Here is a 17,771-nt window from a genome sequence, read left to right on the forward strand (position 1 = left end):
AAGCCATCGGGAGAAAAGAATGTTCGTGGTTTCGCTGAACTACAAGGTGCCGCTGACCGAGATCGACCGCTTGGCGCCCGCGCATGTCGAGTGGCTGAAGGCCTGCTATGCCGAAGGCGTCTTTGTCGCTTCCGGACCGAAGAAACCACGAACCGGCGGCATCATCATCGCACGCGGCCCTCGTGACGCACTCGACGCCAGGCTGGCCGCCGATCCTTTCGCCAAGGCAGGCGCCGCTGACTACGATGTCACCGAATTCACGGCAAAAATGACCGCCGCCGCATTGGACGCCTACAAAGAGGCATGAGCGTCCGCCAGCCCACCCACACGCCCTATGACGGCTCCTCGAAGCTGTTCACCATCGGGCTGAAGCCGCTCGACCTCGACAGCTGGATCGAGGTCGACGAACACCTGCAGCCTTATCTCGCCGAGAAGCGCCGGCTTTATGCTGACATTCCTGACAAGGTCTTTGTCGAGGAGGCAGGCACGCGCGACGCCCAGCGCGAAGTGCTCGAAATGCTCGGCCAACATCTCACGGCAAAATTTCCCGAGACCTACAGGCGCACGGCGGCGGGGATCGAAGTGGTCGACGCCGCAGGCAATCTAGCCGGCAGCACCACCGCCAGTTTCAGCAACGCTCCGCTTGTCGCGGCCTCCTTGCTTGTCCAGGAAGACCTGATCCTGATGCGGCGCGACGACAGCGGCTGGCGACTGGCCGCCGGCTCGCTGTGCTTTCCCTCGTCATGGTCGCTGATCGAAAAATTCGGCAGGCCGCTGCAGCAGATCCACGCGCCGGTGCCGGGTTTCGGGCCGGGCACGCGTTCGGCCGACCTCATCAACCGCATGTTCAACGGCCTGCAGGGCCAGGCGGTCGAGCGCTACAATTGGTCGATCCAGGCCGACGACGCGCTCTATCATCCGCTGTCCAACGTCGAGCGCATCGATCGCGCCAGCAACCGCCCGACCCGATTTCCCGATGGCGACGTCAACGCTCATGCCTTCATCCGCGTCGAGCGGCAGACGCTGCGCAAACTGCCTGTTTCGCGCGACATCCTGTTCACCATCCGCATCCATCTCGACCCGCTCAAGGTGCTGGCGCGGCATCCCGACAGGGCCACGCTGGCGGCGTCCTTTGCCGCCCAGCTCCAGGCGCTGGACCAGGCGCAGCTTGACTATAAGGGCCTGACCGCCGACCGTGACAGGCTGGCGCAAAGCCTTGATATCATGGCTCGGGGGAACAATGATCCATCATCTTAGCAAGCCGGTCGCGCTTGCCTGCGTGCTGTTCGGCCTGGTGACGGCGGCTCTGGCCGAGCCGGTAACCTATGCCGGCGAGATCGGACAGACCGACATCGTCGTCGAATTCACCAGCGATCCGTCGGCGCCGGACGGACCACTCGCCGGCCGCTATTTCTACCGCTCGAAAGGTGTCGACATCCCGCTGCAGGCCAGGCCGCTGAAGGGGCGCCGGTTCGAATTGGCGGAGGAGGAAGCGTGCGGCCCCGAGAAATGCGGAGAAGGCCGGGCCGCGAAAGTGGCCGCGATCTGGCGCCTCGCCTCCGCCGACAAGGGCAAGACATTGGAAGGCACCTGGATCGGGAAAAAGACGCGGCCGTTGAAGCTGACCCGGATTGCAGAGCGTGAGCAGACCGAGCCGCCGGCCTCGAGCCCGCTCGATCTCTATAGTTTCACTGACAGCATATTCTTCAACGATGCGCCGATCACCATGGAAGCGTCGCCCTACGATTATCTACGGCTGGATTTTGCCCTCAGGACTGACGACCCAAAGACCGGCGACCCACAAACCGGCGAAACAAACGGCTGGCCGGATGCGGCCTATAGCTATGTCGTCGATCCCCGCACCAGATTCACCGTGCCGCGCATCGTCAAACTGTCGGGCGGCGCGCCGGTCGAGGCGGCGAATGCCTTGCTTGAGAATCGGCACCGGCATGCCAGCCTCGGCGCGTTGAGCTGTGCGGCGTTGCGCTACGCCGGCTTTCACGAGGACAGCCCGATCGACAGCATGGATGACGGTTCGCTCGGCGGCTATGAGGACTCGACGTCAGAGGTCAGCTCGCTGACGCCGCAACTGATGAGCTGGCGGGAGTCCGGGACCCTGTTTTGCGGCGGTGCGCACCCGACCATCTATTCGGATACCTATGTGATGGACGTGCGCCGCGGCGTGTTGCTCGGCCTTCAGGATATGTTTTCCGATACGGTCGACGGCAAGCCCGGTCCCTCGCTCATCACCTTCATCGCAGAACGGCGCAAGAAGCCGACCGATCAGACCCAAATCGATTTCGAAACCGAATGCGGCACCGACGATCTGATCACCGAATATCTCGCGGCAAGCCTCTGGCGCGACGGCGACAAGGAGGTCCTGCTCTTCGGGCTCCAGGGCCTGCCGTATGCCATCCAGGCCTGCGGCGACGGTGTGCTGGACCTGCCGGTCTCCGAGGCCCGTGATCTTTTCAAGCCGGAATTCGCAAAATTGCTCGGCCTATAGGCCCGATGGCGCCCGGCAAAGCCGGCCATTTCCCGCTTTTTCCTTTATTGTGACAATGATCTATGGTTTGTCGCGCCGCGGCCAGGCGGCCGGTGTGAAGCGTTCTTTTGAGGAGTGTTCGATAGATGGCGACTGAAAATTGGCCCGTTTACGGTGAGATCACCGGCCCTGTCGTGATGATCGGCTTCGGCTCGATCGGACGGGGAACGCTGCCGCTGATCGAGCGCCATTTCAAGTTCGACAAGTCGCGCATGACGGTCGTCGACCCGCGCGACACCGACCGCAAATTGCTCGACGAGCGCGGCATCACCTTCATGCAGGATTCGGTGACCCGGAAGAACTACAAGAAGCTTTTGACGCCGCTTTTGACCAATGGCGGCGGCCAGGGCTTTTGCGTCAACCTGTCGGTCGACACCGGCTCGGTCGACCTGATGCGGCTCTGCCGCAAGCTCGGCGTGCTTTACATCGACACCGTGGTCGAGCCGTGGCTCGGCTTCTATTTCGACGCCAAGGCCGACAATGCAAGCCGCACCAACTATGCGCTACGCGAGTCGATGATCGAGGAAAAGCGCGAAAACCCGGGCGGCGCTACCGCCATCTCCACCTGCGGCGCCAATCCGGGCATGGTCTCGTGGTTCGTCAAGCAGGCGCTGGTCAATCTCGCCACCGATCTCGGGCTGGAGTTTTCCGAACCGGCGCAGCAGGATAGCGAAGGCTGGGCCAAACTGATGAAGAAGGCCGGCGTCAAGGGCATCCACATCGCCGAGCGCGACACTCAGCGCACCAAGAAGCCAAAGCCGATGGATGTGTTCTGGAACACCTGGTCGGTCGAAGGCTTCATCTCGGAAGGGCTGCAGCCGGCCGAACTCGGCTGGGGCACGCATGAGAAATGGATGCCGAAGAACGGCAAGAAGCACAAGCACGGTTCGCAGGCGGCGATCTATCTGGAGCAGCCGGGCGCCAATACGCGCGTACGCAGCTGGTGCCCGACGCCCGGCCCGCAATACGGTTTCCTGGTAACGCATAATGAGTCGATTTCGATCGCCGATTTCTTCACCGTGCGTGGCAAGAAGGGCAAGGTTCACTACCGCCCGACCTGCCACTACGCCTACCATCCGTGCAATGACGCCGTGCTGTCGCTGCACGAGATGTTCGGCGCCGCCGGCAAGGCGCAACCCGTGCATCACGTGCTCGACGAAAACGAACTGGTCGACGGTGTCGACGAGCTCGGCGTGCTGCTCTACGGCCACGACAAGAATGCCTACTGGTATGGCTCGCAGCTGTCGCTGGCCGACGCCCGCAAGCTGGCGCCGTATCAGAACGCCACCGGCATGCAGGTCAGCTCGGCGGTTCTCGCCGGCATGGTCTGGGCGCTGGAAAATCCGCAGGCCGGCATCGTCGAGGCCGATGAGATGGACTACAGACGCTGCCTCGAAGTGCAGAGCCCCTATCTTGGACCGGTCAAGGGCTACTATACCGACTGGACGCCGCTCGATAACCGCCCCGGCCTGTTTCCCGAAGACCTCGACAAAAACGACCCGTGGCAATTCCGCAACATCCTCGTTCGATAGCGTTTCCCTAGGCATGCCTCACTGCCTTGCAATCGCCCGGAAATCGGGCGATTGAAGGGATGCGGACTGAGGAGAGGATTCTCACATGACGATTGCGCGCAAAGTTCTTTCGATGGGCGTGGCCGGCGCCTTGGCGACGATGCTTGCCGCCTGCGTGACCGGCGGCCCTGACGAGCCACCGATCGCCTCTGCATCGAAGGGGGTCGAAGGCTCCTGGCTGAACGCCGAAGGCAACGCGGTGTCGACATTGAATGGCGGAAATTTCACCACGGTTTCCGCCGAGACCGGCGAGAAATTTGCCGATGGCAGCTACTCCAAGACCGGGCCCACCTCGGTCGAGATCAACGGCACCTCGTTGATCCGGCAGCAGACCATAGCCTTCAACTGTCTGCTGGTATCCATCAATCAGCTCAATTGCACCAGCGCCGCCGGGCAGAACTTTGTGCTGACCAGGCGCGGCTGAGCCCGACCTCGAACAGCTTCTGCGAAACGACGGCGGCGTAGGCCGCCGTCTTTTTTGTGCCGGCAAATCGATCCCGATTCCGCTCGCCCTGATTCTTCTTGCATCGCCAGAAACGCGATGTGAACATGACTGAAAAGCTGGCTGTTATGCTCCAGTCAAGCAAGAGCGTTAAACGCGTCTGGTCAGGCCATCCGGGAGACAAAGATGAAGAAGTTTGCTGCCATTGCCGCTCTGTCGGCATCCACGCTCGGCCTGTCGGCCGGGGCATCCTTTGCCGACTACACGTTGAACATCCTGCATTTCAACGATTGGCACAGCCGCATCGAAGGCAACAACAAATACGAGTCGACCTGCTCGGCGGACGAGGAGACCAAGGGCGAGTGCATTGGCGGCGCCGGCCGGCTGGTCACCGCCATCGCCCAGGAGCGCAAGAAGCTCGAAGGCCAGAACGTGCTGCTGCTCAATGCAGGCGACAGCTTCCAGGGATCGCTGTTCTACATCACCTACAAGGGCACCGCGGAGGAGGAATTCCTCAACCAGATCAAGCCAGACGCAGTAACGCTCGGCAACCACGAGTTCGACGACGGCGAGAGTGCGCTGGTGCCTTACCTTGACAAGGCGAAGTTCCCGATCGTCAGCGCCAATGTCGTGGCCAACGACAAGTCTGGCGCGGCGGGCAAGATCAAGCCGTCGATCGTACTTGAGGTCGGCGGCCAGAAGATCGGCATCATCGGCGCCGTGACCAACGACACCCCGGAGCTCGCCTCGCCCGGCCCCAACATCACCATCGCTGATGACGTCAAGTCGATCACGGCCGAGGTCGAGAAGCTGAAGGGAGAAGGCGTCAACAAGATCATCGCGGTGACCCATATCGGCTACAAGCATGAACGCGACGTCATCGCCAAGATCCCGGGCATCGACATTGTCGTCGGCGGCCACAGCCATTCGCTTTTGTCTAACACCGACCCGAAGGCCGAAGGCCCCTACCCCACGATGGTCGACAATCCGGACGGCTACAAGGTTCCGGTCGTCCAGGCGGCGTCCTATTCGAAATATCTCGGCGAGTTCAAGGTCGTGTTCGACGACAATGGCAACGTCAAGGAAGCCAGCGGTGACCCGATCTTCCTCGACAAGTCGATCACGCCCGATCCTGCCGTGCTTGCCCGCATCAAGGAGCTTGGCGCGCCGATCGAGGCATTGAAGAACAAGGAGGTCGCCGAGACCACCAAGGCGATCGACGGCAGCCGCGAAAATTGCCGCGCCCGCGAATGCGAGATGGGCAACCTCGTCTCCGATGCGATCCTCGACCGCGTCAAGGGCCAGGGCGTCGAGATCGTCATCTCGAATGGCGGCGGCCTGCGCGCCTCGATCGACCAGGGCACCATCACCATGGGCGAGGTGCTGACCGTGCTGCCGTTCCAGAACACGCTGGCGACCTTCCAGATTTCCGGCAAGGATCTGGTCGCCGGGCTGGAAAGCGGCCTCAGCCAGCTCGAGGACGGTGCCGGGCGCTTCCCGCAGGTCGCCGGCCTGAAATATTCGTTCGACAAGTCGGTCGCGCCCAATGCCGGCCGCGTCAAGTCGGTCGAGGTCATGGAAGGTGGCGCCTGGACGCCGATCAATCCGGACAAGGACTATCTGGTCGCCACCAACAATTATGTCCGCCAGGGCGGCGACGGCTACAAGATCTTCGCCGAGAAGGCCAAGAACGCCTATGACTTCGGTCCGGGCCTCGAACAGGTGGTTGCCGACTATCTTGGCGCGCACAAGCCCTACACGCCAAAGCTCGACGGCCGCATCACCGAGATCGCCGCCACGGTTGCCGCGGCGCCTGCGGCTCCCGCCGCCGAACCGGCCAAGCCCGCGGAGGCTGCGCCAGCTCCGGCTGCAGAACCGGCAAAACCGGCTGAAGCGGCACCCGCCGAGCCGGCCTTGCCTGCGCCGCCGGCTGGTTCAAGCGACATCGCTGCAACACCGCCAACGGTCCCGGCGGAAACCGCGCCGGCGACACCGGCGCCCGCCGAACCGGCCAAGCCAGCCGAGGCTGCCCCTGCGCCGGCGACACCAGCACCGCCTCCGGCCGAGCCGGCAAAGCCGGCCGAGGCCGCTCCCGCTGAAGCCAGCCATGTCATCGTTGCCGGCGATACCTATTGGGACCTGGCCAAGCAGGCCTATGGCGATGGCACCAAATGGAAGGTGATCTCCGAGGCCAACAAGGGCTACGAGCCACGCCGGCTTCCCGTCGGCGCGACCTTGACCATTCCGCCGAAGTAACAGCGCTCGCGCCTTGCGACTGGCAAAACCCGTCCGGGAAACCGGGCGGGTTTTCTGCTTTCAGGCTAAGGTGCGGCCAGACGCAGCATTGAAAACTCGCGCCGCATCGCTAGTTTCGCCGCGACATCGCCGGTTTCGCGCGGTGTCGGGAGATCTTTATGACGCTTACCACGCCTGTCGATCCCAAAGCCGCGAAGGCGCTCGGCCCGCTGCCGGCAGGGCATCCGCCGGTCAGAACCGGCAAGATCGGCGTCATGCTGGTCAATCTCGGCACGCCTGACGGCACCGATTTCAAGCCGATGTGGCGCTATCTCAGGGAATTCCTGTCCGACCCGCGCGTCATCGAGCTCAACAGGGCGATCTGGTATCCGATCCTCTACGGCCTGGTTCTGACCACAAGGCCGAAGAAGTCCGGCGCCAACTACGCCAGGATCTGGAACCGGGAGCGCAACGAGTCGCCGCTGCGCACCTTCACCCGCGCCCAGGGCGAAAAGCTTGGTCAGGCGTTGCACGACCTGCCCAATGTCGTCGTCGACTGGGCGATGCGCTACGGCAATCCTTCGACCGAGAGCGTCGCCAAAAAGCTGATCGAGCAAGGCTGCGACCGCATCCTTTGCTTCCCGCTCTATCCGCAATATTCGGCGACGACGACGGCGACCGCCAACGACCAGCTGTTTCGCGCGCTGATGAAGATGCGGGCAGCCCCAGCCATCCGCAGCGTGCCGCCCTACTATGACGAGCCGGTCTATATCGAGGCGCTCGCCCGTTCGATCGAACGGCATCTGGCGTCGCTCGACTTCGAACCGGAGGTGGTCATCGCCTCCTATCACGGCATCCCAAAACCCTATTTCGAAAAGGGCGATCCCTACCACTGCCACTGCGTGAAGACGACGCGCCTGCTGCGCGAAAGGCTCGGCTGGAGCGACAAGAAGCTGATCACCACCTTCCAGTCGCGTTTCGGCGCGCAGGAGTGGCTGCAGCCCTACACCGACAAGACGGTCGAGAAACTCGGCCATGACGGCGTGAAGTCGATCGCCATCGTGAATCCGGGCTTTTCCGTCGACTGCATCGAGACACTGGACGAAATCGGCCGCGAGGCGGCCGAAACCTTCCATCACGCCGGCGGCGAGAAATTCGCCCATATCCCTTGCCTCAACGACAGTGTGGAAGGCATGGCGGTGATCGAAGCGATGGTGCGGCGCGAACTGTCGGGTTGGATCTGAAGCCGACGCCTCCCGCAATCAGCTGTGCATAGACATTTCGCGATCACCAGATTGTAACATTGTTGAAACACACTTAAGTGTTTGGTGAAGTCGGTAGCACGGAAACGTCTCCGTGGCCGGCGTCTGAGGGAGAGCCAAATGGATTTCAGTGGTTTCGGCATTGCGATTGGTGCGCTTGCCTTTCTGGTGTTGGTGCTGCTTATCAAAGGCATCAGGACAATCCCGCAAGGCTACAATTATACGGTGGAGCGCTTTGGTCGCTACACCAAGACACTGAGCCCCGGTCTCAATTTCATTACGCCGTTCGTCGACCGTATCGGCGCCAAGATGAACATGATGGAGCAGGTGCTCGACGTTCCGAGCCAGGAAATCATCACCCGCGACAACGCCATAGTGGGTGTCGACGGCATCGCCTTCTACCAGATCCTCAACGCGGCGCAGGCAGCCTATCAGGTCTCAGGCCTGCAGAACGCCATCCTCAACCTGACGATGACCAACATCCGTACCGTCATGGGCTCGATGGACCTCGACGAACTGCTGTCCAACCGCGACGCCATCAACGAGCGCCTGCTGCGCGTCGTTGACGAGGCGGCGCACCCGTGGGGCATCAAGATCACCCGCGTCGAAATCAAGGACATCAACCCGCCGGCCAACCTCATCGAATCGATGGGCCGCCAGATGACCGCCGAACGCAACAAGCGCGCGCAGATCCTCGCCGCCGAAGGTCTCAAGCAATCGCAGATTCTTGAGGCCGAGGGCCGCAAGGAAGCCGCCTTCCGCGACGCCGAGGCGCGCGAGCGTTCCGCCGAGGCCGAAGCCCGCGCCACGCAGGTCGTGTCGGAAGCCATCTCCAAGGGCGACGTGCAGGCGCTCAACTACTTCGTCGCTCTGAAATACACCGAAGCGATGGGCAAGATCGGCACCGCCAACAACAGCAAGGTCGTGCTGATGCCGATGGAAGCCTCGGCGCTGATCGGCACGCTCGGCGGCATAAGCGAGATCGCCAAGGAGGTGTTCCGCAGCGAAGGCACGGCCGGCGCCGCGCGGCAGGCCGCCCGCCCACCGGTGGTTCGCCCAAGCGATAACTGAGATCAGGCGACAATTGAGATCATAGGAGCGCACTCCCATGTTCGACCGCATCATTTCCGAACTTGGTCCGTGGAATTGGATGGTTCTGGGCTTCGTCCTGCTGGTGATGGAAGTCATCGCGCCAGGCATCTTCATGCTGTGGATCGGTATTGCCGCGCTGCTGATCGGCGTGGTCTCACTGCTGATCTGGGATACCGGCTTCTGGACCTGGGAAATCCAGGTTCTCGCCTTCCTGGCGCTGTCGCTGGTCTCTGCCTTCGTCGGCAAGAAGCTGGTCGGCGGGCGCAATGACACGACCGACCAGCCGCTGCTCAACCGCCGCGGCGCCCAGATGGTCGGCAAGATGGCTACCCTTGCCGAGCCGATCAAGGATGGTCGCGGCCGCATAAAGCTCGGCGACACGCTGTGGCGCGTCTCCGGTCCCGACCTGCCGGCCGGCACGCAGGTGCGTGTAGTCAGTTCCGCCGACACAGATCTGGAGTTGACGGTCGAGCGGGTCTGAATTTCAGGCCGCGCCGATGCGCAACAGGTCGTGGAAATGAACCACGCCCAGCGGCATGTTGTTTTTGGTCACCACCAGCGCGCCGATATTGTAGTCGTTGAGGAGCGCGATCGCCGTACCGGCTAGCGTCTGCGGATCGATCGTCTTGGGCGTGCGGGTCATGACCTCATCGACGATGACGTTGGCCAGGTTACGGTGCAGATTGCGCGCCACGTCACCGTCGGTGATGATACCGGCCAATTCACCATTCGTATCGACGATCAAGACGCAGCCGACCTTCTTCTTCGACAGCGTCATGACCGCTTCCGGCATCTTGGTGCCGAGCACGGCCAGCGGAATCTGGTCGCCGACCCGCATGATCTCGGAGACCATGGTCAGATTGGCGCCGAGCTGGCCGCCGGGATGGAAGGTGCGGAAATGGTCCGGGGTGAAGCCGCGTGCTTCGAGCAGCGCAATGGCCAACGCATCGCCGATCACCAGTTGCAGCAGCGTCGACGTGGTCGGCGCAAGGCCGTGCGGGCAGGCTTCGGGCGCGCGCGGCAGCAACAGCACCACGTCCGCCTCGCGCGCCAGCGCCGATGTCTCGCCGGCGGTGATCGCGACCAGCGGGATCGAGAAACGCCTGGAATAGGCGATGATGCCGTTGAGCTCCTTGCTCTCGCCCGACCACGACATGGCGATGATGGCGTCGTCCCTGGCGATCATGCCGAGGTCGCCGTGATTGGCCTCGGACGGATGGACAAAGAAGGCCGGCGTGCCGGTCGAGGCGAGCGTCGCGGCGATCTTGGAGCCGATATGGCCACTCTTGCCGACGCCGGTGACGATGACGCGGCCTCTGGCCTGCGACACGATATCGACGGCGCGCGCGAACGGTTCGGACAGCCCATTTTCGAGCGCCGCGGCCAGAGCCGCCACACCGGCCTGCTCGGTTGCCACCGTCCTGAGCGCCGATTCTATCGAAGCTTGCTTGTTCAGCCGCTTCTTTTCTGGGGATCCCGCATGCATGGCTGATGCGATTAGCGCTTTGGCGCTCGCCTGTCCAACAGAAATGCCACCTCACGCCTGTCGCCCAAAGGCCTGCCCCAGGCCTGCACCAAGGCCATGCAGCGGTTTTGGGACGGCGAGCTGAACGAAAACAGGAAGCTTGAAGCGCGCCGCATGAATCCCTTCGGACATCAGCGCTTTAAGGGTCATTGGCCCGCCGCCTCAACCCTCCGTTAACCATCCCCATTTACGGTTCGGTAAGTATGGCGCGCTTGCGCCGCGCAAGCAGTGGTGACGATGTCGCGGGCCCAGCCTGAAAGCAAAAGAGGTCGAAACGGCAAAGCCATCAGCGCACTGCTGCTGGCCGCCAGCGTTTTCGCTTTGCTGCGGCCAACATCGCTTTGCGCCCAGGAGACCGAGCTTCGCGGCGAGGTTTCGGAATCGGCGATCCTGTTTGACCAGCAGCGCAAGGTGAGACAGCTGAACGCGGCCGGATCTCAAGATCAGGCAGCAGCCGATGCAGCCGCTCAGGCCAACCCGCCAACCCCGACGACCTATCTGCCGGCAAGTGCCGGCGCCGTGCCGGATGACACCGGCGCCACGCCCGCGACCGGCAGCATCTTCGATCCGCTGGCGGCCAGCGATGGCAGTTTTGGCGACAATCCACCCCCAGCTAAGCCGCGCCGGCCGTCGACCGCAAAACAGCGCGCCGCCGATGCGGACAAGGCTAAAGACAAGGCCGCCGACAAGAAGAAGCTCGGCAAGGCAACGGACCCTACCACGACCGGAACCACTTCGACCGACGCAGCGGCAGACGACACCGACCAGGACACAGCCAATCGCCGTGCCCTCACCGTCGACAGCGCCGACCGGCAGAAGCTCGATCCCGGCGCCGAGCGCACCGGCTCCATCGAGGGCCTGAAGAAGAAGCCCGAAGAAGATCCCTACGCCGCACCCGGCATCAAGGTTGGCTCCTTCCTGCTCCGGCCGACGCTTGAGCAAGGCGTGACCGCAACGTCGAATGCCGATTCCAGCAGTGGCGGGACGTCGGCAGTGCTGTCCGAAACAGCGCTGCGTTTTTCCGCCGCCTCTGACTGGCGCGAGAATTCGGCGGTCATCGACGGATACGGCAACTTCCGCAACACCATTTCGGGCAAGAAGATCAATGAAGGGCGCGGCCGCATCGAAGGCACCCTAAACGTCGATCTCGACAATGAACTGCGCGCCATCGCCAAGCTCGGCTACGAAATTGCGCCGGAATCAGCCTCCTCGCCCGACGCCATTGCCGGTGTCAAATCGCAGCCGATCCGCCAGACCATCGACGGCAGCCTGGGCGTCGAGAAGGACGTCGGCAAGCTGCGCTTCGCGCTGACCGGCGCGGTCTCTCACGACATCTATGGCGACGCCGAGCTGACAGACGGCACTGTGCTGTCGCAGAAAGACCGCAACTCGACGCTGTATACCGCCACCTTGCGCACCGGCTACGAGATCTCGCCCGCGATCACGCCTTTCGCCGAGGTCGAAGTCGGCCGCCGTGCCTATGATCTGCGCGTCGATTCGGGCGGCTTCGAACGGTCGTCCACCCGCCTCGGCGCGCGTGCCGGGGTCGAACTCGATATGGGCGAGAAGCTGACCGGCGAATTCTCCGCCGGCTGGCTCAGGGAAGCGATCGACGACGACCGTCTGGCGGCGATCTCTGGCGCAACCGTGAATGCCGACCTCAAATGGTCGCCCGAGCGCGGCACCATTATCGGCCTCACCGGGAAGACCACCGCCGAAGGCACCACGGCCGCCAACGAAAGCGGCGATATCCTCTATTCCGGATGCCTCACCGGTGAGCGGCAGATTCGCGCCAACTTGACTGGAAACGCGGCTCTGGGCCTCGACTGGCGCGATTACACCGGCTCCGACGGGCACGACCTGACGCTGAGCGCCGAGGCCGGCCTGACATGGTGGCTGAACCGCTATGTCGGCCTCACCAGCCGCGCCCGCACCGAAAAGCTGACCAGCAACCTGCCCGGGCGCAACTACACCGCCAACAGCATCTACCTCGGCCTGAAGCTGCAGCGGTAGGAAGTCTTAAGCGGCGCCGCGCCGTTCCGACGGTTTTATCTCATCGAGCAGCGTACGGATGACGCCCGACATGTTCTCGTTCATGTCGCTGCGCCACAGCGCGAAGGCCACATTGGCCTCGACGAAACCTTCGGGCGAACCACAATCGAAGGTGCGGCCCTGGTAGTGGTAGCCATAGAAGGGCTGCTGCTTTTCCAGTTTCAGCATCGCGTCGGTGAGCTGGATCTCGTTGCCGGCGCCCTTTTCCTGACCTTCGAGAATGCCAAAGATCTCCGGCTGCAGGATATAGCGGCCGTTGATGTAGAGATTGGACGGTGCGGTGCCGGTCTTCGGCTTCTCCACCATCCCGGTGATGCGGAAACCGTGATGCGTATCCTCGCCGCGGCCGACAATGCCGTATTTGTGCGCCTCGGCCGGGTCGCATTCCTGCACGGCGATGATGTTGTTGCCGGTTTCCTCGTAGAGCTCCACCATTTCCTTCATGCAGCTCTTTTCTGACTGCATGATCATGTCGGGCAATAACAGCGCGAAGGGCTCGTCGCCGACCAGTTCGCGCGCGCACCAGACGGCGTGGCCGAGCCCCATCGGCACCTGCTGGCGGGTAAAGCTGGTCTGTCCCGGTGCCGGCTGCAGCCGCTGCAGGCGGGCGAGCTGGTCGTCCTTGCCGCGCTGCGCGAGCGTGTCGTAGAGCTCGAATTGGACGTCGAAATGGTCTTCGATGACCGCCTTGTTGCGGCCGGTGACGAAGATGAAATGCTCGATGCCAGCCTCGCGCGCCTCATCGACAACATACTGGATGACCGGTCTGTCGACGACGGTCAGCATTTCCTTGGGGATGGCCTTGGTGGCCGGGAGAAACCGCGTGCCGAGACCGGCGACCGGGAAAACTGCCTTGCGAACTCTCTTCATGCTGTCAATTATCCGTTTGAGGGCCTGCTCCGCAATCCCGCTCCGAGACATTTTCACGCCGGAATCGAGGATTACGGAAGGACTGGTGAGAAACTGGCAGTGCGTAAAAGCAACGACGCGTCTTTTCGTTCCCAACGGCTCCTATGGTAAACTAATTCCTAACCGGGTTCGGCGATGAATGATCTTCCTGAGATAATGAAGGAGGAAAAGATGTCCGTTCGCAATGCCGCAAAACTTTTCACCAGCGTCATGACGGCCGCCAGCCTCTCGCTTGCCTTGCTGATGCCGGCCGGACCGGCTTTTGCCGATGCCGGCTTCCGGCAATGGGTCGCCGGCTTCCGCGCCACAGCCGTGCAAGGCGGCGTTTCCGGCGCCGTCTATGACCAGGCGTTCAAGGATATCAGGGATATCGACCCGGTGGTGCTGGAAAAGGCGCGCACGCAGCCTGAATTCACCGCGCCGGCCTGGGATTATTTTGACAACCGCGTCCATGACCAGTCGGTCGCCGTCGGCCAGCAGATGGCGAAGAAATGGAAGCCCTGGCTCGACCGCATCGAGGCAAGGTTCGGCGTCGACCGCGACATCCTGCTCGCCATCTGGTCGATGGAATCGAACTATGGCGAAATCCTCAAGCGCGACGACATCATGCGCAATGTCGTGCGCTCGCTGGCGACCTTGGCCTATGCCGACCCGAAAAGGGGGAAATTCGCCCGCACCCAGCTAATCGCGGCGCTGAAGATCCTGCAGACGGGCGACATCGACGAAAGCCATCTGAGCGGATCCTGGGCCGGCGCCATGGGCCACACCCAGTTCATTCCGACCAGCTATCAGCACTATGCCGTCGACATGGACGGCAATGGCAAGCGCGACATCTGGAATTCGATCCCCGATGCGCTGGCGACCGCCGCCAATCTGCTGAAGAAGAATGGCTGGCAGGCCGGCAAGACCTGGGGCTACGAGGTCACGCTGCCGGCGGGCAAGCTTCCCGGCGGCTCGAAGACGCTGGCGCAATGGCAGGCGCTCGGCGTCGTCAGGGCCAATGGCATGCCGTTCAAGAACGTTGCCGACAAGGCGACGCTGAAGGTGCCGGACGGCCGCGGTGGCCCAGCCTTCCTGATGATCAAGAATTTCTCGGTCATCAAGGCCTACAACAACGCCGATAAGTATGCGCTGGCCGTCGGTCTTCTTGCCGACGAAATCGCCGGCTCCAGTGGTCTCGTGCAGGACTGGAAACGGCCCTTTACCAAGCTCAGCTTCGAGGAAAGGCAGGAGCTGCAGAAGCGGCTTTCGCAGCACGGGCTTTACGACGGCAAGTTCGACGGCAAGATCGGTGATGGCACCAAAACCGCCATCATGACCTATCAAGCAAAGGTCGGCTTGACCCAGGACGGGTATCCGAGCATGGAAGTGCTCAAATGGCTCCGACAAAAATAGAGCCGCCGCGCGATCCCGATTTCGGGGTCATGCGCCAGGGATGGAGAGGGTGATTGGTTTCGGTCGCGTGTATCCGGGTCATCGTCCGTCGCATGCCGATCCTGATTCTGGCCATTGCCGTTTTGGCGGTCGCCACCGCCAGCACCTTTCACACGCCGGCCATGGCGCAGGAACAACAAAACCGGGGTTGGTCGCTGCGCGACCTGTTGTTCCCGCGCAGAAGTGAGCGGGTCGAGCCGCCGCTCGACATCCAGAAGCCGCGGCCCAAGCCAAGAAAGAAGGCGCCTCGCCCACCGGCCGAACCGGCAATACCGATTGTCGAGAAAACACCGGATGCCCGTGTGGTTCTGGTGGTCGGCGATTTCATGGCAAGCGGCCTTGCGGAAGGCCTCGATACTGCCTTTGCCGAAAATCCCGGCGTCAGGATCGTCGTTCGCGCCAACGGTTCGTCCGGTTTCGTGCGGGATGATTTCTACAACTGGCCCGAACAGATCAAGTCGTTGATTGAGACCGAGAAGCCCGCGGTCGTGGTCGTCATGCTCGGCTCCAACGACCGCCAGCAGATGCGCGTCAACGATGTGCGCGAACAGCCGCGATCCGAGAACTGGACCAAGGAATATGAACGCCGGGCCGATGCGCTGGGCAAGGCCATAGCGTCGACCAAGGTGCCCTTCCTGTGGGTTGGCATGCCGGCTTTCCGGGTGCCGAGAATGACTTCCGACATGCTGGCCTTCAACGACATCTATCATTCGGCGGCCGAAAGCGGTGGCGGTGAGTTCGTCGACATCTGGGATGGATTCGTCGACGAGAACGGCGCCTTCGTCACCACCGGACCTGACATTAACGGCCAGGCGGTGCGCCTGCGCTCCGATGACGGCATCAACGTGTCGAAGGCCGGCAAGCGCAAGCTCGCCTTCTATACCGAAAAGCCGCTGATGAAGATCCTTGGGCTGACGGCACCCGGTGGTGTGGTGACGGCGTCCGCACCGGCTGGCGCCCCGGTCGAAGTGCCGTCGCCGATAGCTGCCCCCATCGTGGTCGACCGCACCGTGCCGATGCTGCTCAGCGATCCGGCGCTCGACGGCGGTTCGGAACTTCTCGGTGCAGCGCCACCGGTAAAGGCCGATGTGAACCTGCCCGGCGAAAAACTGGTCGTCGAGGGCAAGGCGCCCGCTGCCTCGCCCGGCCGCGCCGACGATTTTTCCTGGCCGCCCAAGACCCAGCCCGCGACAGCGGCCGCCGGCGACACGACGACGGCGATCAACCCTTAGCGGGGCAGAACAGTCGATCCCATCAGTGCCTCGTCGATCGAGCGCGCCGCCTGGCGACCCTCACGGATCGCCCAGACGACCAGCGACTGGCCGCGCCGTACGTCGCCCGCCGCATAGAGCCTGTCGACGCTGGTCTTGTAGTCGCGATCGTTGGCCTCGACGTTTTTCGAACGGCGGCTGTCGGTGACGATCTTCATCTGACCATCCAGCTCCGACACCAGTCCGGCAGTGGTCGGTCCGGCAAAGCCGATGGCGATGAAGGCGAGATCGGCACGGATGACGAATTCGGTGCCGGCGATCGGCTTGCGCTTGTCGTCGACCTCACAGCATTTGACGCCGGTCAGCTGGCCCTCTTCGCCGATGAATTCGAGCGTCGCCACCTGGAATTCGCGCTCGGCGCCTTCGGCCTGCGACGACGACGTGCGCATCTTGGTTGCCCAGTAAGGCCAGACCGAGAGCTTGTCTTCCTTTTCCGGCGGCTGCGGGCGGATGTCGAGCTGGGTGACGCGCACGGCGCCCTGGCGAAAGGCGGTGCCGACGCAATCGGAGGCGGTATCGCCGCCACCGACGACGACGACATGCTGGCCGCCGGCGACGATCGGCCCCGAGTGCCAAGCCACCGACTGGATCGGCTCGCCGCCGACGCGCTTGTTCTGCTGCACCAGATACGGCATCGCATCATGCACGCCGTCGAGATCGTCACCGGGAATGCCGGCCGCGCGCGGTGTTTCCGAACCGCCGCAATAGAGCACCGCATCATATTCGGCGAGCAGTTCGCTGACCTTCTTGTCGACGCCGACATTGACGCCGCAATAGAACGTCACGCCCTCGCCCTGCATCTGCTCGATGCGCCGGTCGATATAGTGCTTCTCGATCTTGAAGTCGGGAATGCCGTAGCGCATCAGCCCGCCCGGCCGGCTCTCGCGCTCATAGACATGGACGTCATGGCCGGCGCGGCCCAGCTGTTGGGCAGCTGCCATGCCGGCCGGTCCCGAACCGATGATGGCGACGCGTTTTCCCGTCTTCTTTTCCGGCGGATAGGGCCGGATATGACCGGTCTCATAAGCCTTGTCGGCGATCGCCTGCTCGACGGTCTTGATGGCGACCGGAATGTCCTCGAGGTTCAGCGTGCAGGCTTCCTCGCAAGGCGCCGGGCAGATACGGCCGGTGAACTCAGGGAAATTGTTGGTCGAGTGCAGGTTGCGGATCGCATTGTCCCAGTCGCCGTTGTAGACGAGGTCGTTCCAGTCCGGGATCTGGTTGTGGATAGGGCAGCCGGTCGGCCCGTGGCAGAACGGAATGCCGCAATCCATGCAGCGCGCGGCCTGTTTCTCGACCTCCTTGTCCGACATCGGCAGCGTGAACTCGCGGAAATGCCGGATGCGGTCGGAGGCCGGCTGGTACTTGTGCACCTGCCGGTCGATTTCGAGAAAGCCTGTTACCTTGCCCATAGTCCAGTTCCTGCTGTCCAG

The 17,771-nt window shown here is 62.8% G+C and carries 16 protein-coding genes; 12 read left to right on the plus strand and 4 right to left on the minus strand.

The window, feature by feature from the left end:
- The first annotated feature begins 19 nt into the window (after positions 1-19).
- From AC1D0N_RS24230 to AC1D0N_RS24270, 9 genes are all read left to right on the plus strand, one after another.
- Positions 20-307, plus strand: a complete 288-nt coding sequence (locus AC1D0N_RS24230) for a YciI family protein (RefSeq protein ID WP_477248423.1) — start codon at positions 20-22, stop codon at positions 305-307.
- A complete protein-coding gene (locus AC1D0N_RS24235) occupies positions 304-1,257 on the plus strand; it encodes a heme-dependent oxidative N-demethylase family protein (protein WP_477248425.1) in 954 nt (317 codons plus the stop codon). The genes AC1D0N_RS24230 and AC1D0N_RS24235 overlap by 4 nt, the downstream gene beginning before the upstream one ends.
- Entirely contained in the window at positions 1,241-2,506 is a 1,266-nt protein-coding gene (locus AC1D0N_RS24240; protein WP_477248426.1) for a hypothetical protein, read from the plus strand. The genes AC1D0N_RS24235 and AC1D0N_RS24240 overlap by 17 nt, the downstream gene beginning before the upstream one ends.
- A gap of 125 nt (positions 2,507-2,631) precedes the next feature.
- Positions 2,632-4,077 carry a homospermidine synthase gene (locus tag AC1D0N_RS24245; protein ID WP_477248428.1) on the plus strand — a complete coding sequence of 482 codons (1,446 nt, stop codon included), beginning with the start codon at positions 2,632-2,634 and terminating at the stop codon, positions 4,075-4,077.
- An 85-nt stretch (positions 4,078-4,162) separates the two neighbouring features.
- Positions 4,163-4,540, plus strand: coding sequence for an outer membrane lipoprotein Omp10 (gene omp10 / locus AC1D0N_RS24250; protein WP_477248430.1), 378 nt, complete (start codon positions 4,163-4,165; stop codon positions 4,538-4,540).
- A 204-nt stretch (positions 4,541-4,744) separates the two neighbouring features.
- Positions 4,745-6,814, plus strand: coding sequence for a 5'-nucleotidase C-terminal domain-containing protein (locus AC1D0N_RS24255; RefSeq protein ID WP_477248432.1), 2,070 nt, complete (start codon positions 4,745-4,747; stop codon positions 6,812-6,814).
- Between the two features lie 158 nt (positions 6,815-6,972).
- Positions 6,973-8,037, plus strand: a complete 1,065-nt coding sequence (hemH, locus tag AC1D0N_RS24260) for a ferrochelatase (RefSeq protein WP_477248434.1) — start codon at positions 6,973-6,975, stop codon at positions 8,035-8,037.
- Between the two features lie 138 nt (positions 8,038-8,175).
- Positions 8,176-9,126 carry an SPFH domain-containing protein gene (locus AC1D0N_RS24265; protein WP_477248435.1) on the plus strand — a complete coding sequence of 317 codons (951 nt, stop codon included), beginning with the start codon at positions 8,176-8,178 and terminating at the stop codon, positions 9,124-9,126.
- Between the two features lie 37 nt (positions 9,127-9,163).
- Complete coding sequence (locus AC1D0N_RS24270; RefSeq protein WP_477248437.1) at positions 9,164-9,628, plus strand: NfeD family protein; 465 nt, start codon at positions 9,164-9,166, stop codon at positions 9,626-9,628.
- Positions 9,629-9,631: 3 nt separating this feature from the next.
- On the opposite strand, the gene AC1D0N_RS24275 is transcribed toward AC1D0N_RS24270, so the two are convergent.
- Together AC1D0N_RS24275 and AC1D0N_RS24280 are read right to left on the minus strand one after the other, a co-directional pair.
- Positions 9,632-10,633, minus strand: a complete 1,002-nt coding sequence (locus tag AC1D0N_RS24275; RefSeq protein ID WP_477248439.1) for a KpsF/GutQ family sugar-phosphate isomerase — start codon at positions 10,631-10,633, stop codon at positions 9,632-9,634.
- Between the two features lie 51 nt (positions 10,634-10,684).
- Positions 10,685-10,822, minus strand: a complete 138-nt coding sequence (locus AC1D0N_RS24280; protein WP_477248441.1) for a hypothetical protein — start codon at positions 10,820-10,822, stop codon at positions 10,685-10,687.
- An 87-nt stretch (positions 10,823-10,909) separates the two neighbouring features.
- Here AC1D0N_RS24280 and AC1D0N_RS24285 point away from each other — a divergent pair, with 87 nt between their 5' ends.
- Positions 10,910-12,685: an outer membrane beta-barrel protein gene (locus tag AC1D0N_RS24285; RefSeq protein WP_477248443.1), complete on the plus strand. Its 1,776-nt coding sequence runs from the start codon at positions 10,910-10,912 to the stop codon at positions 12,683-12,685.
- 6 nt (positions 12,686-12,691) lie between these two features.
- Here AC1D0N_RS24285 and galU read toward each other — a convergent pair whose 3' ends face one another.
- Entirely contained in the window at positions 12,692-13,594 is a 903-nt protein-coding gene (gene galU / locus AC1D0N_RS24290; RefSeq protein ID WP_477248445.1) for a UTP--glucose-1-phosphate uridylyltransferase GalU, read from the minus strand.
- A 210-nt stretch (positions 13,595-13,804) separates the two neighbouring features.
- Here galU and AC1D0N_RS24295 point away from each other — a divergent pair, with 210 nt between their 5' ends.
- Together AC1D0N_RS24295 and AC1D0N_RS24300 are read left to right on the plus strand one after the other, a co-directional pair.
- Positions 13,805-15,028 (plus strand): lytic murein transglycosylase, encoded by a 1,224-nt coding sequence (locus AC1D0N_RS24295; protein WP_477248447.1) that lies wholly within the window; start codon positions 13,805-13,807, stop codon positions 15,026-15,028.
- A gap of 53 nt (positions 15,029-15,081) precedes the next feature.
- Complete coding sequence (locus AC1D0N_RS24300) at positions 15,082-16,299, plus strand: SGNH/GDSL hydrolase family protein (RefSeq protein ID WP_477248449.1); 1,218 nt, start codon at positions 15,082-15,084, stop codon at positions 16,297-16,299.
- Here the strand turns inward: AC1D0N_RS24300 and AC1D0N_RS24305 are convergent.
- Complete coding sequence (locus AC1D0N_RS24305; protein ID WP_477248451.1) at positions 16,296-17,750, minus strand: glutamate synthase subunit beta; 1,455 nt, start codon at positions 17,748-17,750, stop codon at positions 16,296-16,298. The genes AC1D0N_RS24300 and AC1D0N_RS24305 overlap by 4 nt on opposite strands.
- Between the last annotated feature and the right edge of the window lie 21 nt (positions 17,751-17,771).

This window comes from Mesorhizobium sp. P2_E10, assembly GCF_056404235.1.

Excerpts from the sequence above, each read along its gene's own strand:
- AC1D0N_RS24280 (WP_477248441.1), bottom strand. The coding sequence starts at position 10,822 with ATGACCCTTAAAGCGCTGATGTCCGAAGGGATTCATGCGGCGCGCTTC.
- AC1D0N_RS24305 (WP_477248451.1), bottom strand. The coding sequence starts at position 17,750 with ATGGGCAAGGTAACAGGCTTTCTCGAAATCGACCGGCAGGTGCACAAG.
- AC1D0N_RS24230 (WP_477248423.1), top strand. The coding sequence starts at position 20 with ATGTTCGTGGTTTCGCTGAACTACAAGGTGCCGCTGACCGAGATCGAC.
- AC1D0N_RS24240 (WP_477248426.1), top strand. The coding sequence starts at position 1,241 with ATGATCCATCATCTTAGCAAGCCGGTCGCGCTTGCCTGCGTGCTGTTC.
- AC1D0N_RS24270 (WP_477248437.1), top strand. The coding sequence starts at position 9,164 with ATGTTCGACCGCATCATTTCCGAACTTGGTCCGTGGAATTGGATGGTT.
- omp10 (WP_477248430.1), top strand. The coding sequence starts at position 4,163 with ATGACGATTGCGCGCAAAGTTCTTTCGATGGGCGTGGCCGGCGCCTTG.
- AC1D0N_RS24275 (WP_477248439.1), bottom strand. The coding sequence starts at position 10,633 with ATGCATGCGGGATCCCCAGAAAAGAAGCGGCTGAACAAGCAAGCTTCG.
- AC1D0N_RS24285 (WP_477248443.1), top strand. The coding sequence starts at position 10,910 with ATGTCGCGGGCCCAGCCTGAAAGCAAAAGAGGTCGAAACGGCAAAGCC.
- AC1D0N_RS24235 (WP_477248425.1), top strand. The coding sequence starts at position 304 with ATGAGCGTCCGCCAGCCCACCCACACGCCCTATGACGGCTCCTCGAAG.
- galU (WP_477248445.1), bottom strand. The coding sequence starts at position 13,594 with ATGAAGAGAGTTCGCAAGGCAGTTTTCCCGGTCGCCGGTCTCGGCACG.
- hemH (WP_477248434.1), top strand. The coding sequence starts at position 6,973 with ATGACGCTTACCACGCCTGTCGATCCCAAAGCCGCGAAGGCGCTCGGC.
- AC1D0N_RS24295 (WP_477248447.1), top strand. The coding sequence starts at position 13,805 with ATGTCCGTTCGCAATGCCGCAAAACTTTTCACCAGCGTCATGACGGCC.
- AC1D0N_RS24265 (WP_477248435.1), top strand. The coding sequence starts at position 8,176 with ATGGATTTCAGTGGTTTCGGCATTGCGATTGGTGCGCTTGCCTTTCTG.
- AC1D0N_RS24255 (WP_477248432.1), top strand. The coding sequence starts at position 4,745 with ATGAAGAAGTTTGCTGCCATTGCCGCTCTGTCGGCATCCACGCTCGGC.
- AC1D0N_RS24245 (WP_477248428.1), top strand. The coding sequence starts at position 2,632 with ATGGCGACTGAAAATTGGCCCGTTTACGGTGAGATCACCGGCCCTGTC.